This is a genomic window from Pseudomonas sp. P5_B2 (genome assembly GCF_056400445.1).
Genome location: NZ_JBFULH010000072.1, coordinates 1 through 15,161, shown reverse-complemented (window position 1 = coordinate 15,161; position 15,161 = coordinate 1). Strand labels below are relative to the sequence as shown.

The 15,161-nt window shown below is 57.7% G+C and carries 17 protein-coding genes and 1 pseudogene; 8 read left to right on the top strand and 10 right to left on the bottom strand.

What is annotated here, in order from left to right; all coding sequences use genetic code 11:
- Positions 1-487 precede the first annotated feature (487 nt).
- Positions 488-757: a short-chain dehydrogenase gene (locus AC1DRJ_RS09555; protein ID WP_477801916.1), complete on the top strand. Its 270-nt coding sequence runs from the start codon at positions 488-490 to the stop codon at positions 755-757.
- Between the two features lie 57 nt (positions 758-814).
- On the opposite strand, the gene tam is transcribed toward AC1DRJ_RS09555, so the two are convergent.
- On the bottom strand, positions 815-1,585 hold the full coding sequence (gene tam, locus AC1DRJ_RS09550; protein WP_477801915.1) for a trans-aconitate 2-methyltransferase: 771 nt from the start codon (positions 1,583-1,585) through the stop codon (positions 815-817).
- A gap of 350 nt (positions 1,586-1,935) precedes the next feature.
- On the opposite strand from tam, the gene AC1DRJ_RS09545 reads away from it, so the two are divergent.
- The 3 genes from AC1DRJ_RS09545 (at position 1,936) to AC1DRJ_RS09535 (ending at position 3,770) form a co-directional block, all read left to right on the top strand.
- A complete protein-coding gene (locus AC1DRJ_RS09545) occupies positions 1,936-2,439 on the top strand; it encodes an inclusion body family protein (protein ID WP_477801914.1) in 504 nt (167 codons plus the stop codon).
- 123 nt (positions 2,440-2,562) lie between these two features.
- Positions 2,563-3,111: an AidA/PixA family protein gene (locus AC1DRJ_RS09540; RefSeq protein WP_477801917.1), complete on the top strand. Its 549-nt coding sequence runs from the start codon at positions 2,563-2,565 to the stop codon at positions 3,109-3,111.
- A gap of 248 nt (positions 3,112-3,359) precedes the next feature.
- Positions 3,360-3,770 (top strand): low affinity iron permease family protein, encoded by a 411-nt coding sequence (locus AC1DRJ_RS09535; protein ID WP_477801913.1) that lies wholly within the window; start codon positions 3,360-3,362, stop codon positions 3,768-3,770.
- A 48-nt stretch (positions 3,771-3,818) separates the two neighbouring features.
- On the opposite strand, the gene AC1DRJ_RS09530 is transcribed toward AC1DRJ_RS09535, so the two are convergent.
- The 5 genes and pseudogenes from AC1DRJ_RS09530 to AC1DRJ_RS09510 all read right to left on the bottom strand — a co-directional run.
- Complete coding sequence (locus AC1DRJ_RS09530; protein ID WP_477801912.1) at positions 3,819-4,322, bottom strand: DUF4142 domain-containing protein; 504 nt, start codon at positions 4,320-4,322, stop codon at positions 3,819-3,821.
- Between the two features lie 65 nt (positions 4,323-4,387).
- Positions 4,388-4,546, bottom strand: a complete 159-nt coding sequence (locus AC1DRJ_RS09525) for a KGG domain-containing protein (RefSeq protein WP_007947610.1) — start codon at positions 4,544-4,546, stop codon at positions 4,388-4,390.
- Between the two features lie 116 nt (positions 4,547-4,662).
- The gene (locus AC1DRJ_RS09520) at positions 4,663-6,012 is read right to left on the bottom strand and encodes a sensor domain-containing protein (RefSeq protein WP_477801911.1); all 1,350 of its coding nucleotides are present in this window, start codon (positions 6,010-6,012) and stop codon (positions 4,663-4,665) included.
- A 17-nt stretch (positions 6,013-6,029) separates the two neighbouring features.
- Positions 6,030-6,668: a LysE family translocator gene (locus tag AC1DRJ_RS09515; protein ID WP_477801910.1), complete on the bottom strand. Its 639-nt coding sequence runs from the start codon at positions 6,666-6,668 to the stop codon at positions 6,030-6,032.
- 194 nt (positions 6,669-6,862) lie between these two features.
- Positions 6,863-7,207 (bottom strand): annotated as a pseudogene (locus tag AC1DRJ_RS09510) (LysR family transcriptional regulator); the annotation flags it as partial.
- A 195-nt stretch (positions 7,208-7,402) separates the two neighbouring features.
- Between AC1DRJ_RS09510 and AC1DRJ_RS09505 the strand changes: the two are divergent.
- The 3 genes from AC1DRJ_RS09505 (at position 7,403) to AC1DRJ_RS09495 (ending at position 10,914) form a co-directional block, all read left to right on the top strand.
- Positions 7,403-8,638, top strand: coding sequence for an aminotransferase class I/II-fold pyridoxal phosphate-dependent enzyme (locus tag AC1DRJ_RS09505; protein WP_477801909.1), 1,236 nt, complete (start codon positions 7,403-7,405; stop codon positions 8,636-8,638).
- 17 nt (positions 8,639-8,655) lie between these two features.
- Positions 8,656-9,825, top strand: coding sequence for an MFS transporter (locus tag AC1DRJ_RS09500; protein ID WP_477801908.1), 1,170 nt, complete (start codon positions 8,656-8,658; stop codon positions 9,823-9,825).
- Positions 9,826-9,894: 69 nt separating this feature from the next.
- Positions 9,895-10,914, top strand: a complete 1,020-nt coding sequence (locus AC1DRJ_RS09495; protein WP_477801907.1) for a DUF4917 family protein — start codon at positions 9,895-9,897, stop codon at positions 10,912-10,914.
- A gap of 167 nt (positions 10,915-11,081) precedes the next feature.
- On the opposite strand, the gene AC1DRJ_RS09490 is transcribed toward AC1DRJ_RS09495, so the two are convergent.
- The 3 genes from AC1DRJ_RS09490 to AC1DRJ_RS09480 all read right to left on the bottom strand — a co-directional run bounded on the left by AC1DRJ_RS09490 (position 11,082) and on the right by AC1DRJ_RS09480 (position 12,500).
- On the bottom strand, positions 11,082-11,426 hold the full coding sequence (locus tag AC1DRJ_RS09490; protein WP_477801906.1) for a YegP family protein: 345 nt from the start codon (positions 11,424-11,426) through the stop codon (positions 11,082-11,084).
- 172 nt (positions 11,427-11,598) lie between these two features.
- A complete protein-coding gene (locus AC1DRJ_RS09485) occupies positions 11,599-11,904 on the bottom strand; it encodes a ribbon-helix-helix domain-containing protein (protein ID WP_477801905.1) in 306 nt (101 codons plus the stop codon).
- Between the two features lie 14 nt (positions 11,905-11,918).
- Positions 11,919-12,500 carry a DJ-1/PfpI family protein gene (locus AC1DRJ_RS09480; protein WP_477801904.1) on the bottom strand — a complete coding sequence of 194 codons (582 nt, stop codon included), beginning with the start codon at positions 12,498-12,500 and terminating at the stop codon, positions 11,919-11,921.
- Between the two features lie 287 nt (positions 12,501-12,787).
- Between AC1DRJ_RS09480 and AC1DRJ_RS09475 the strand changes: the two genes are divergently transcribed.
- Positions 12,788-13,678, top strand: coding sequence for a DMT family transporter (locus tag AC1DRJ_RS09475; RefSeq protein ID WP_477801903.1), 891 nt, complete (start codon positions 12,788-12,790; stop codon positions 13,676-13,678).
- Between the two features lie 83 nt (positions 13,679-13,761).
- Here the strand turns inward: AC1DRJ_RS09475 and AC1DRJ_RS09470 are convergent, their stop codons facing one another.
- The gene (locus AC1DRJ_RS09470) at positions 13,762-14,976 is read right to left on the bottom strand and encodes a class I SAM-dependent methyltransferase (RefSeq protein WP_477801902.1); all 1,215 of its coding nucleotides are present in this window, start codon (positions 14,974-14,976) and stop codon (positions 13,762-13,764) included.
- Positions 14,977-15,161: the final 185 nt, after the last annotated feature.

Here is a 15,161-nt window from a genome sequence, read left to right as displayed (position 1 = left end):
GGCTTCGCCAGCTGCTACGGATCGAGTTATGACTTAACTGATCGGCATTAGTCCTTAGTGACCGGTTTTTTTGTGGGCGGAATTTGTGTGGGCTGCCAGTCAACGCCTGCCAAATCAGGTGCCGATCACCCATTCACTGGTGGCACGAAAGTGACCAACTTTCGAAAAGGCAACGTCCTACACGACACTGGGAATTGTCCGTACACTTGCGCATTGCTGTGTTTTTGTCACGAGGCCTATAGTCCGATCCGCGCCCAAATGGCGTATCGGGTTTGGCGACTCGATGACAACGATTCAGAAACCTCCGAGTTTTTTCGGAGCATTTTCTGACTGCACTGTGCTGCGCTTTTTTTGGTGGCTGTGCGTGGGAGACCTTCGGGTCTGCCGGTTTTTACCATGGCCCGGTTCGCCAACCCGCGTACAGCTACCACCCTATTGTTTGGCGACGATTGAGTGGTATGTCTTCTTCCTATCATGGTGATCACTTATGAATGAATACATGGCTCTAACCAGCAACGCCGACGATTTACCCTCGCTGTTCGTCAACACCACCCAACCGCTGCACTCTCTGCTCAGCACGGCCAGTTACAGAATTCGGGCCGTGACGCAGATCCTCGAAAACCTCGCCATGCGAGGTGACATCACCACCGACTCGGTCATCCTCAGCGACTTTGCATTGCTCTGCTGTGTGTCCTTGCGTGACGGTTGCGATGTGCTGGACGTCATCGCTCGACGCATGGATGCGGAACCATCCTGACGTGATAGCGGGCGCCTTTCGGGGCGTCCTTTGCGTTTCGTGGCCGACTATTACCCCTTACCGAGTCGCGACAATAAACAACCGTGGAAACGGCAACAGCACCGAACCATCGCTCAGCGTCGGATAAGCCTGCTCAATCGCGGCATGGTATTGCTTGAGGTATAGCGCCTTTTCCGAATCATCCAGCGGTTCAAGAAACGGCCGCAAACCGCTGCCCTTGAACCACTCGACCACGCCCGACGCCCCGCCCGCCAGCGGATGATGGTAAGTGGTGCGCCACACATCGACACGAGCACAGTGCGGTCGCAGCATCGAATAGTAATCGCTAGCGCTCGCCATCTCTGTACGTTGTCCGGCGGCGTCCGCCAGTTTGCTGGCCCACGGGCCCTCGGCGGCCACTTCGCGCATCAGTCGATGGGATGGCTCATTGAGGTTGTCGGGCATCTGAATGGCCAGGCTGCCGCCCTGGGTCAACTTGTCTGCCAGCGAAGGCAGTAACGTCGCGTGATCGGGTAACCACTGCAACACTGCGTTGGCGAATATCACGTCAAATGGGCCGCTATCGTTCCAGGTTCCGATATCAACGGTGTCGAACTGCAGGTTTGGCAGGCGCTTGCGAGCGGCCTCGATCATGTCGGTCGAACTGTCGACGCCACGCACCGTGGCGTTGGTAAAGCGCTCGACCAGCAACTCGGTCGAATTACCGGGACCACAACCAATGTCGATTGCCGAGCGCACGTCCACGGGCGGGATGGCGGCGAGCAGGTCACGCGCCGGGCGTGTGCGTTCATCTTCAAAAGCGACGTATTGTTTGGCGGACCAACTCATTGTGTTCTCCTGTCAGTGCATTGTTGTGGGCCAAAGGCTGCCAACCGGTCCGATACGATACCTCGACCGGCGCACACTGCTCTATCAAGACCTTGGGCGAACACAAAACCTTGACCGTTCGTCGATCAAGCCATAAAGCGATTTTGACAGCTGGAATATCGCATCTATAGTCCAATCGCGGCCCGTCGGAAGGAACCCGAACCTGTTGGTTTTCACGCAAGGAGCAAGGCCAGCTCATCTCCGTGACAGGTGGATTCCGCCCGTAGTGTTTGCGCAACGACCGCAAGGCAAGCAATCGTTGTTACGCCTGGAAAGATGCCAGGCGTTCACTATGAAAAAGGAGCTTTACCATGTCACGAGTCACGGATGTACTGGTTTCAATCGATACCGAAACCATTCTGAAAAACTACCCAAACATCAGCAAAAATCCCGCCGCGCCGACGTTGATCGACGTCAATCACGTGTACATGGTCACCAATCAAAATAATGTGGTGAGTGGCCAGGCCGGTGGCGAATTGAACTTGAAAGCTCAAGTGGGCGACTTGATTCGCTGGCGGGAAACAAGCCTGTCACAGAGCTTTGAAACCGCCGTGATTTTCTACAAGTTCATCGGCAATGTCGGCAACGAGCTGATCTCCAACCCCACGCCGCGCAAGGCCACTGCTTGCGTTGCCGTCCCCAACACCAGCAATCCTTCGGTGCCGAGCTGTCAGAAAGTCGATAACCATTATTGGTCTTCGGAGACACTTTCGTGCGGCAGCGTGACCTACCACTTCCACTTCCTGATCGTGGATCGCGATTGCAAGATCGTCGGCTGCTGTTCGTGGGACCCGTTCATCACCATCCGTAATTGACGATAATCTGGCCCCTTGGCAACAAGGGGCTTGCCGAAGCTTTGCCGCCTCGACAGGAACGGGATGTCTTGCATGAACCGAAGCGGCTGCCGTCATGTGCCAACATCATGAAAGGAATCCATGATGACTTCCGAATCGATCAAGTCGCCTTTATCCAGCGTCGCGACCGTAAACAATGTATTGCTGATCGTCGATGCCGAATCACTGCTTTCACGCTATCCGCAACCCAGTCTAAAGCCACAATTACCGACGGTGATTGAAGATGGATTTATCTTTGCCATTGGCGGACTACTAAATGCAATAAATGCAATAAATGCAATAAATGACAGCAAAATCACATTTAACGCAGATAACGGGACGACATTCCGTATCCGTGCAAGAACCGTCAGTTTGCTCGCCGAACACAGCGTGGTGTTTTACGAGATGTCGGTGGGCGATGCCGGCGTACTGTCTTCGCCCGAGTTGGTGGTCCATGACAACCTGACGTTGCCTGCGCCAGACCCTGCGAACCCGACCGAACCGGAAAACCACAAGGCGGATGACTATTACTGGCAATGCACTCGACTGTCCTCCGGTGTGGAGAGGTGTGAACTGAATTTCATGCTGATCAATAAAAGCTGCGAAGCGTTGGGTTACTTCAGTTGGGCGGTTGAAATAACGCTCACTGCCTAGACGCACTATGTAGCAACTGGCGAGGCCTGCGTCCGACTGTGCAGCAGTCGCACCCCTGCGTTCTCGGTCTCCCTGAAACGCCGTGCCGCATGATTTCACGACTGCTACGCCCGAGCTCGGACCAACCGACGCAGGCTTCGCCAGCTGCTAAAAAACTCGTGTCGCTATTGAATGCAGGAATGTAAGTAGAATTTTCAATACGCCGTCGCTGTCTGAAATTCAGGCGCATCCCTATAAGGAACACGGCAATGAAATTCGCAAAAATCTCGCAGAAACTCGCCCTGTGGGCCGGCAGTCCCAAGACCTTTATGGCGGCGCTGATTCTTATTGCGCTGTGGGGCTTGAGCGGGCCGGTTTTTGGTTTCAACGACACCTGGCAATTGGTCATCAACACATCCACAACGATCATCACGTTCCTGATGGTGTTCCTGATCCAGAACACGCAGAACCGCGATACCGACATCCTGCATTTGAAAATCGACGAGTTGTTGCGGGTGAACAAAGAGGCAAAGAACGCGATGCTGGGGCTAGAGATACTGGACCTCAAACAATTGGAGGCGCTGCGCAAGTACTACCGCGCCATGGGGGAAAACGAGGTGCATGACCTGGCGGGGCTGGCGTCGTCGAGCCATCACAAACAAAATTTGAATGAGTGCTAAGCAAAAAAACGGCGCGTGATGTGAACGCGCCGTTTGCTTTAAAGGCCGCTAGCGGCCCGCTTGCAACGCCCTGGCCATTTGCAGATGGTTTTGCAGTTTGGGCAGGTTTTCTTCAGCGAAGGCTTTGATTTCCGGCACGTCGGTGCTCTGCGCTTCCTGCTGAAGTTGTTCGATGGCTGCCTGGGTGGTTTTCACCTGACTCGCGGCGTAGGCCTGATCAAAGGTTGCACCGTCCAGCACTTGCGGCATCAAGGCTTTGGCCTTCTCGACCACTTCCTCCCGCGGGGCTACTGGCAAATCCAGTTGTTTGGCGATTTTTGCCAAGTGCTGGTTAGCTGTAGTGCGGTCGTTGATGACGACGATGGTGTAGTCCTTGACCTCTTTGGATTCGGTTTTTTGGTGTGCCAGGCGACTGGCTTCAATGTCGGCCATGCTTTGGGCCGAAGTCTCGTTGATGAATTCTGCGGGGGACTGGGCAAAAGCGCTGCTGGCACAAAGGCCCAGTAACGTGACAAAACCTGTATGACGTATTCGGGTGGCCATCCTGTTCATGGTCGCGCCCTCCTTGTAAAAAAATTCAAGCGGGAGCTTTCGCCCCCGCCTCTCAATCACCACCACTACTTGGATTTCTGACCACCTTTGCGGCCCATTTCGGGTTTCGAAGAGTCTTTATCAACAGTCGTGGTGGTGGTTTTCCCACCTTTCCGACCGGCTTCAGACGCCTTCGTTCGATCGTTGGCGAAGTTTCCCGAGTTCGAGTTTCTTGAGTTAGGCATGATTCTCTACCTCTTGGTTATGACCCAGGCGAGCAACAGCCCGCCTAAAATCAGAATCGACGAGCCCCAAAAGGTTTAGAAAAGCTGAAAACGCAGCGACGAACGGCGGCGCAGTTTCAGACTTCGAGCCGCAGATGATGCTGGCGTTTAGCGGTGTACATGGCCTCGTCGGCATGCCTGAGCAACTGCTGTTCTTCGGTGCCGTGTTCAGGGAAATGGGCGACACCGATGCTGATATGGATGTTCAGGTTGTGCCCGTCCAGACGCAGCGGCTGCGCCAGTACCTGAAGGATTTTTTCCGACACCCTGCCGGCGTCTTCCGAAGCGTGGATGCTGTGCAACAACACCACAAACTCGTCGCCGCCGATGCGTGCCACGGTGTCAGTTTCGCGTACGCAACCCTTTAGTCGATTGGCCACCGCTTGCAAAAGCATATCGCCCACCACATGGCCGTGGGTGTCGTTGACGTCCTTGAAACGATCGAGGTCAACGTACAGCAATGCCATTCGCCCGCCATCTGCCCGAGCCAGCGCCAATGAAGCCTTGAGACGATCACGCAACAGCCCGCGATTGGGCAGTTGAGTCAGTTGGTCGTACTGCGCCATCTGCTGCAGCCTGGCATGCAATTGCTTGCGCTCGATGGCCGTCGCGACCTGCGCGCAGACGTATTGCAACAGCTCCTTGTCCTGCTCCGTGTAGCGCTCGCCCCCCAGTACGCTTTTGACGATGAGCGCGCCGATGGTGCCGTTTTTCGAGTTCAGTGGCACACCCAGCCAGCACTGCGAATTCGGGCCTTCGACCGACATCTCGAAGCCTGCGTGCGAATAGTCCTGTTCCGGGGTCAGTAAAATCGGCTGACCGCTGCGGATCACTTCCGTACACAGGCGCCCGGTCATGGTGCCTGGCAGCTCGGGTTGCAGTTCATCGTCTCCGACGTGATAAGGGAAATTCAGCTGCCCGCAGTGTTCGTCATACAGCGCTACGGAGAAACTCAGCGCGGGCAGCCATTCGCCGATGATCAAGTGAACGCGTTTGAACAACGTCAGTAAATCTTCCGCCGCGTGGGCCGCTTCGGAGATCGCATACAACGCCGCTTGCCGAGATTCGGCCTGCTTGCGTTCGGTGATGTCCCGGGCCACAGCGATGCGCAGCTGATCGACTTCCGACCAGCGCGCTGTCCAGAGGATATGCACCACTTGGCCGTCCTTGCGCAGGTAGCGGTTTTCAAAATTGAACTGGGGCTCACCGCCCATAATTTCCTTTGCGGCGTCGAGCGTGCGCTTACGATCGGCAGGATGCACCAGATCGATCATCGACTGGCCGATCATCTCGTCGGGGGTGTAACCGAATATGCGCTCGAAAGCCGCGCTGACAAATACAAAGCGACCTTGCTTGTCCACCGCACAAACGGCGTCCAGCAATAAATCGATGTAGCTCGCCAGCGGCGCGGAGTTTCTGTTTGCCATAGAGACCTGCTCTAGTTTCAAGCCTTGTTCGTGACCAGCCCCGGCAACGCGTGCGCCAGAGCGTTAATGGCAAAACCGATAAACATCACCCCGCACAATCGGGTGATCGCCAGTTCATGACGCTGATACAAGGTCCGAACCTGCCGTGCACCCACAATACCGATAAGGATAGCGTAAGCGATCAGGCCACCGACGAAACTCAGGACGATCAACCACGGCAACATCGACCAGTGCAGCAGCTCCGCGCGGCTGGACAACAGCGCCGTGAACGTCGCCACCGCCACCGGGTAAGCCTTGGGATTGGTCAAACCGAACAGAATGCCGTGCCAGAACGGCTGTCGAGCCGGGCCTTGAGGCGCCTCGGCACTGCTGCGTTGCGCCCGTACAGCACGCAAACCGAGCCAGAACAAATAGAGGCCACTGAGCACACCCAAGACATCGAACGCCGTGCTGCCAATTTCCCTCGCCCCGACAATCGCAATCAACGCGGTGCTGCACCAGACCACATCCCCGAGCAAATGCCCGCACAAAAATCCCGCCCCGGCTCGCCGACCGCGCGCAGCACCAATGCCGAACACCGCCAACACACCCGGCCCCGGCGTGATGCCGTAGATGAAACCCGAGGCGAGAACAGCCATTAGCAGCGATGGGGTCATGGGTAGTCCTGATGAACCAATGAGCGAATGCCCGCCAGTCTATCCCAGCGCCCACGCCACAATCATCAACCGCGCACTATTCCCTCGCCAAACCGCCCATTCAACCAGTTCAACGCCTGATCCCCACCCCGCCGCTTATGCCAGACCAACACAAACGTAAACGACGGAATGTGAAACGGTGGCGGGACGATAATCAGCGACTGCTTGATCGCCGACAGATTGGCGAGCATACGTACATAGCCGCGAATGCCGTGGCTGTGTTCGCCCAGTTCAAGGCCCATTTTCTCAACGTTGAACAGCATCTGTCGGGCATGATGCAGCAAGGTTTCGCCGGCCGGTGTCAGGGTCATGCCTTTGGCCTGGCGCACGAACAGACTGATCCCCAGAGCCACTTCCAGCTCCATCAAGCGCTTGCTGGCCGCTGACACCGCAATGGATTCACGCGCAGCAGCACGGGTCAGCGTGCCCTCTTCGTGCACGGCGACGAACAGCTGGAGGGTGAGCAGGTCGAGACGGCGGATCAGGCTTTTTTGCAGCATGGCTCGATGACTCTGTGCGGCTGAATGGGCAGGATAACCGGGTTTTGCCTCACATCCACACAGCCGGTGTCCTACACATAAATCTCTTGTAACACTCGACCGAAGCGGAAACGGCCGATTCAGCGTCAACGTCGCACTCTGTAAAGTCTGGCAACACACACGGACGGCCTCACCACTCAAGGACAGACACCTCAAATGGACCAGACTACCCACGCGGCAAATATCTACACCAACTATCGAAAACTGATCGCGCTGGCCGATCACGACTGGCAAATCGCAGAAGCCGGAAAGGTCGCGGAGCTGAATGTCGAGATCAGAAGCAGCAACCGCATGGTTGACCAGCACGGACGTGCGTTTCATCACTTCTGCACCACCTCATACCTGGGCCTGGATCATCATCCCGACCTGCTCGACGGCGCCATGACCACCTTGTGGGAAACCGGCACCCTGCGCGTCGCCAACTCAAAAAACCGCTGCAAACTGGCGATCCTCGAACAGTACGAAACCGAGCTGTCAGCGTTGTTCGGCGCCACCTGCCTGAGCACCTTGTCGTGCAGCGCGGCGAGTGCCGGCATCCTGCCGCTGCTGGCCAGCGGCGTGTTCACCGAAAACCGGCCACCAGTGATGGTGTTTGACCGGTTGGCACATTATTCGATGAATCACCTCAAGGCCGCCTGCGCCGACGAAACCAGGGTCGTAACCGGTCCACACAACGACATGGATTTCCTCGAAACGCAGTGCCAGCAAAACACCAGGGTCGCGTATGTCGCCGACGGTGCATACAGCATGGGCGGAGTCGCCGACATGGACAGTCTTTTGTACCTGAAGGACCGTTATGGTTTGTTTCTCTACCTCGACGACTCCCACGCGCTGTCCGCCGTCGGCACATTCGGTGCCGGCCTGGTGCGCCCCAGGTTTCAGGCACTGGAAGATGACGGCCTGATCGTTGCCTCACTGGCCAAGTCCTTCGGCGCCAGCGGCGGGCTGGTGATGCTGGGCACTGAACGGCAGAAGAAGCTGATCCAACGCTACGGCGGCCCCAGCAATTGGTCGCAAAGCCTGAACAGCGCGGCCATCGGTGCGGGCAGAGCCTCCATCCAGTTGCATTACACGCCGGCATTTGCCGCGTTACAGGAAAAACTTCAGGTTAATATCCGGTTCTTTGACAGCCTGATCCGCACCGCACAGCACGGCAGCAACATGGCGATTCGCTTGATTCACTGCGGTGAAGCGGCGCGGGCCAACCGCATCGCCATCGAATTGGCCAACCTCGGTTTCTTAACCTCGGCGGTGTTTTTCCCGGTGGTCGCACAAGGCAAGGCCGCTCTGAGAATCACCTTGCGGGCTGACATGGAACCGATGCTGATCCGCCACTTTTGTCAGCTCGTCACCGAACTTTTATGCACACCCTCCGGTGTCGTCGGCGATTGAATACCAGGGAAGATGTCATGAAGAGTCAAACCACCCTCCTCGTCACCTGCATCACGGTTTTTCTTGCTCAATTGGGCATGAGCATTTACCTGCCGGCGCTGCCGGAGATGGCTCGGTATCTGTCCGCCGACGCCTCGCAGGTGTCCTGGGGCCTGGCGGTGTATTTGATCGGGATGGCGCTGCCGATGTTGTTCTGGGGCAGCCTCGGTCAGCGCATTGGTCGCAAACCGGTACTGCTCGCGGCGCTGGGCATTTATGGGCTGGGCAACCTTGCCCTGCCGCTGGGCCAGACACTTGAAGCGTTCCTGATGATTCGACTGACTCAGGGCATCGGCGCCAGCGGAATTTCGGTGATGGCCCGGGTGCTGATCCGCGATAACTTTCGCGGCGATCTGCTGGCAAAGGCGTTGTCGTGGATTTCGATTTCATTCGTGGTGGCGCTGGGCATCGGCCAGTACGTGGGGTCGGTTATTCAGGTGGCGCTGGGCTGGCCAGCGATCTTCTATCTGCTGGGGGGCGCGAGCCTGTTGATGGCAACGGTTGTGGCGCGGGTCCCGTTTGCGCTGCTGATCGAGGACAACGTGCAGTCGTCTGCATGGCCGAGTTACGGGCGCATCCTGCGCGATCATGCCTTCCTGCTGCCGGCCCTCACCGGCGGACTGGGTTATGGGGTGATCGTCGCCTTCAACACCGCTGCGCCGTTGATTCTGCAAGGTCCGTACAATTGGACGGCCGTGGAATACGGGCTGCTGGGCTGGCCGATCAGCGCGGCGTATTTCCTGGGGGCGTTGGCGGTTAATGGCTTGGTACTGCGCACCGGTCAGCGCCGATTGATGACGGCAGGTGTCGGGCTGCTGCTGGCCGGCAGCAGCATGATGTTGCTGGGCAGCGTGGCCGGCACTTCCATTGCGCTACTGTTCTGGTTGCCCTATTGCGTGGCGGTGTTCGGGCAGTCGCTGACCTACCCGATCAGCCTGTCGCTGGCCAACGACGGATCACCGGTCGGCGGTGCCTATGCGATGGCCCTGAGTGGCTTTATTCATCAACTGATGGCAGCCGTGATTGGCGGCATCGCCAGCCTGATCGCCAGTGCGCAGGCGTGGCCGCTGTCGCTGCTCTGCACGTTACTGGCAATGGCCGCGATGCTCTGCGTGATGCTCGCGCCGATTCGCCAAAACACATGTTGATCTGACTCGATGCCCGGCCGTGATAAAGTCGCCGCCCATTAGCCCCTTTGCTTCGAGACGACCACCGCAATGACCGATTTCCAGGATGTTGATGCCCAACTTGAAGACTGGAACGCCTTGCGCGCCACCGCCTCGTTCAGCGGCTTGCTGGTAGGCAACGGCGCCAGCCGCGCAGTGTGGGACGATTTTGGTTACGACTCGCTGTTCGAGAATGCGCGCACCGTTGAAGAAAAACCCCTGAGCCAATCCGAGCTGAGCGTGTTCGAGGCGATGCAGACGCGAAGTTTCGAACAAGTCCTGAGCGCGCTGAAAACCACCAGCCGGGTCAACAAGGCGCTGGCCGTCAGCTCCGCCGCACCGCGCAATCGCTATTACGCGATCAAGGAAGCGCTGATCAACACCGTGCACGCCGTGCATATTCCGTGGCGGCTGGTGGTGCCTTCGACGCTGGCGACCATCAGCCAAGAGCTGGGCAACTATCGGACGGTGTTTACCACCAACTATGATCTGCTCAATTACTGGTCGATCCAGCATCAAACGGACGGGATCACCGACCTGTTCCAGGGCACCGAGCCGGGCTTTGACCTGAGCGCCACGGCGACCGATAAAACCCGCTTGCTGTACCTGCACGGTGGTTTGCATCTGGTGCGCAATCAGGACGGTACGGCGCGCAAACTGATGTCAACCGAGGGCACGTTGCTCGGTAGTTTCGCGATCAACAATACGATCAAGACGCTGGATGACGTGCCGCTGTTTGTGAACGAAGGGCCGGCGCAGGACAAGCTCAAAACCATTCGCAGCTCGGATTATCTGTCGTTTTGTTATGACCAGTTATTGGGGCATGGCGACGGGTTGTGCGTGTTTGGTCATGCGTTGGGTGAGCAGGACAGCCATATCGTTCATGCGCTGCGCCAGGCAAAACCGACGATGGTGGCGATCTCGATTTATCCGCGCAGCAAGGCGTTTATCCAGCATCAGAAGCGGCATTACGCGAAGGTGTTTGAGGGGACAGGGTCAAAGTTGCGGTTTTTTGACTCGAAGACGCATGTGCTGGGTAGTCCGAAGCTCACCGTTCCCGTCGAGGTTTAGTGCCGGAGCGGCTGACGCCATCGTCGGATCTACGGTGTACACAAATTCCCTGTGGGAGCGGGCTTGCTCGCGAAGTGGCCGTGTCAATCGACATCAATGTCGTCTGATGCACCGCTTTCGCGAGCAAGCCCGCTCCCACAGGTTTTGTGTTGAGTTTGATGTTGTGGTCAGAGCACCGGCAAGGTCTTGTCCTTGATCACGGTGGTCGGCCCGTTGGCCTTGACACTGGCGATGCCTTTTTCCAGTGCGGCCTCGGAGGAATAGGCTTCGCTGCTGCCGATGATTTCGTGGTTGGCGGCCTTGAGGTTAAAGTAAGGATGGCCATCCTTGGTGGTCTTTTTCTCGTAGCGTTCATCCAGCGGGCTATTTTTTTGCACCGAGGCAATGCCGTTGTCGGCTGCGCTGCGGGTGGTGTAATGCTCGCTGGCCAGAATGGTTTCGGCATTGGCTGCTTTTAATACAAACCGAAACTGGCCGCTGCTGGTTTTGCTCAATTCGTACCATCCGGACATGCTCTTTCTCCTTGGCAATTGAGAGGGTTCGCGCTTCAGAGTAAAGACCAGCCTGCTGATTCTGTCGCCTATACCGGCCCCATCGCGAGCAGGCTCGCTCCCACAGTTGATTTGTGTGCATCTATCCATTGTGGGAGCGAGCCTGCTCGCGATTGGGTCGACTCGATATTCGCTACTTCACCAGCGCCCGAACCACCGACAACTCCGGCGCGACCACCCGCCGCTGACTCAAATAGCGCATACAACTCACCCGCAAAAACGAAGCAAAATTCACCACTTCCCCGCGGTAATCCATCACCTCCTCATACAGCTTGGCAATCAGCTGATTAGTGGTCATACCGTCGACTTCGGCGATTTCGCTGAGGATGTCCCAGAACTGGTTTTCCAGCCGCAGGGTGGTGACCACCCCGCAGATGCGCAGCGAGCGGGAGCGCGATTCGTAGAGGATCGGATCGGCCTTGACGTAGAGCTCGCACATGGACAAATCCCTCGTTACAACGTGATTTTGGTGCCCAGCAACCCGAGGAAACCGGCGAGCCAGCTCGGATGCGCCGGCCAGGCCGGGGCTGTGGCCAGATTGCCTTGAACATGGCCCTGCGTCACCGGGATGTCGATGAACGTACCGCCGGCCAGACGCACTTCCGGAGCACAGGCCGGATACGCGCTGCACTCGCGCCCTTCGAGAACGCCGGCCGCCGCCAGCAATTGCGCGCCGTGGCATACCGCAGCAATCGGCTTGCCAGCCTTGTCGAACGCGCGCACCAGGTCCAGGACCTTTTCGTTCAAACGCAGGTATTCCGGCGCACGACCGCCCGGGATCAGCAGCGCGTCGTAGTCGGCTTCAGCGACCTTGGCGAAGTCGAAGTTCAGGGCAAACAGATGGCCGGGCTTTTCGCTGTAAGTCTGGTCGCCTTCGAAATCGTGGATGGCCGTGCGCACGGTCTGCCCCGAGGTTTTGTCCGGGCAAACGGCGTGGACGGTGTGACCGACCATCAGCAGTGCCTGGAACGGCACCATCACTTCGTAGTCTTCGACGTAATCGCCGACCAGCATCAGGATTTTTTTAGCAGCCATGGGGAGGACTCCTCTGGGGGATATTCGCAGGAGTATTCAAGGTAGTCCTTATCCAGAGAGTCGGGTAATAACCTGCTACTACCGCGTTATCGTTCTTCGCGAGCAAGCCCGCTCCCACATTCAATTGCATTTCACTTGGAGGAACGCGGTTGAATGTGGGAGCGGGCTTGCTCGCGAAGGGGGCCCTCAAACTGTACGGATAACTCTGCACCTAGCTGTAACAGCGCAGCCGGCGCGGTTTGTGGCTAGATAAAGACACTTCCCCACTCTGAATTCTGGTTGCCAACATGTCCTCGCGCGAAAACACCGGCATGGCCCTCGGCCTGCTCGGTGTTGTGATCTTCAGTCTCACCTTGCCCTTCACACGGATCGTCGTGCAGGAACTGCATCCGCTGCTCAACGGCCTCGGTCGTGCGCTGTTTGCGGCGGTGCCGGCGGCGATGCTGTTGCTGTGGCGACGGGAGAAAAGGCCAACGTGGAAACAGGTCAAAGGCCTGACGCTGGTGATCGCCGGGGTCATTCTCGGTTTTCCGGTGTTGTCGGCATGGGCCATGCAAACTTTGCCGGCGTCCCATGGAGCCTTGGTCAATGGCCTGCAACCGCTGTGCGTCGCGCTGTACGCCGCGTGGTTGTCCCACGAACGACCGTCAAAAGCCTTCTGGGCCTGCGCCGCGCTGGGCAGTGCACTGGTGCTGGGTTATGCGCTGATCAGCGGGGCCGGGAGCATTCAGGCCGGTGATTTGCTGATGCTCGGGGCGATTGCGGTGGGTGGCCTGGGTTACGCCGAGGGCGGGCGACTGGCCAAGGAGATGGGCGGCTGGCAGGTGATCTGCTGGGCGCTGGTGCTGTCGACGCCGCTGTTGATCGGGCCGGTGGTGTATCTGGCGCTGCAACATCAGGGTGAGATTTCGGCGAAGACCTGGTGGGCGTTTGGTTACGTCTCGCTGTTTTCGCAGTTCATCGGCTTTTTTGCCTGGTACGCCGGGCTGGCGATGGGTGGAATTGCGCGGGTCAGCCAGATTCAGCTTCTGCAAATCTTCTTCACCATCGCCTTCTCGGCGCTGTTCTTCGGCGAACATATTGAGCCGATCACCTGGCTGTTTGCTGCCGGGGTGATCGTGACGGTGATGTTGGGGCGTAAGACCGCTATCAAACCAGCGCGAGTGGCCACAGCGTAATCCCGTAGGAGCACAGCTTGCTGGCGATGGCGCCTTTGAAATCGCCATCACCAGCAAGCTGTGCTCCTACAGGATTGTCGTGTTTAGAGGTAGCCGTCAGCCCGGAGCAGGGTTTCCAGGCAATGTTCACTGATGTGGTAGAACTCCTTCAGCTCCTGAATCTTCACCAACAGCTGGGCCGGATCAACCGGCTCGGCGCGTTTGACCGCCAGTATCATCTTGTTCTTGTTGGTATGGTCCAGTGAGATGAACTCGAACACCTTGGTTTCATACCCGCAGGCTTCAAGGAACAACGCACGCAAACTGTCAGTGACCATTTCTGCTTGCTGACCCAAGTGCAAACCGTACTGCAGCATCGGCTTGAGTAGTGCCGGGCTCTGGATTTGCAGGCGGATCTGTTTGTGGCAGCACGGCGAACACATGATGATCGATGCGCCGGAACGGATGCCGGTGTGAATCGCATAGTCGGTGGCGATGTCGCAGGCATGCAGCGCGATCATCACGTCCAGTTCGCTCGGCGCCACGCTGCGCACGTCACCACACTTGAACACCAGCCCCGGGTGCTCAAGCTTCGCGGCGGCGGCGTTGCACAGGTTGACCATCTCTTCGCGCAGCTCGACGCCCGTCACCACGCCTTCGGCGTTCAAGGTATTGCGCAGGTAGTCGTGGATGGCGAACGTCAGGTAACCCTTGCCTGAACCGAAATCCGCCACCTGTACCGGCTTGTCCAGCGCCAGCGGCGAGGTGGTCAGCGCATGGCTGAAGACTTCGATGAACTTGTTGATCTGCTTCCACTTGCGCGACATCGCCGGGATCAGTTCGTGCTTGCTGTTGGTCACGCCAAGGTCAGCGAGGAACGGCCGGCTCAGGTCGAGGAAGCGGTTCTTCTCGCGGTTGTGCTCAGCGGACGGCACTTCACGCAATTGCTGAGGTTTGCTCTTGAACAGCGAAGACTTGCCCTTTTTGCTGTATTCGAGCTGGGCTTCGTCGGTCAATGACAGCAAATGCGCATTTTTGAACGAAGACGGCAGCAGCGCCGAGATGATTGCCACGCCTTCGGCAAGCGGCAGATTCTTGGTGATGTCGCGGGTTTTGTAACGGTAGACGAAGGACAGGCAAGGCTGATCCTTGACCGTCAGCTGCTTGATGATCAGGCGCTGCAAATCCGCTTCAGTGCCGACGTACTTGGCCAGCACCAGTTTGATGAAGGCGTTGGCGTCGAGGCTGGTTTGCAGCAGATCGATGAACTGGGCGTGGTGATCCGGCGCGAGGCTGGCGGGGGTAGCGGTGACAGACATGGATAAAACGGCCTCGGGCGGAGCGAATCGGGGAATGGCGGGTATTTTAGGGGGGATGTGGATGCAGGGCACGGGTAATTTCCCGAACGGTGCGATCTGTAGCAGCTGGCGAAGCCTGCGTTCGTCTGCGCAGCAGTCGTAAAATCGGCAAATGCGGTCTGTCAGGAAGAACGTGCACACTGGTC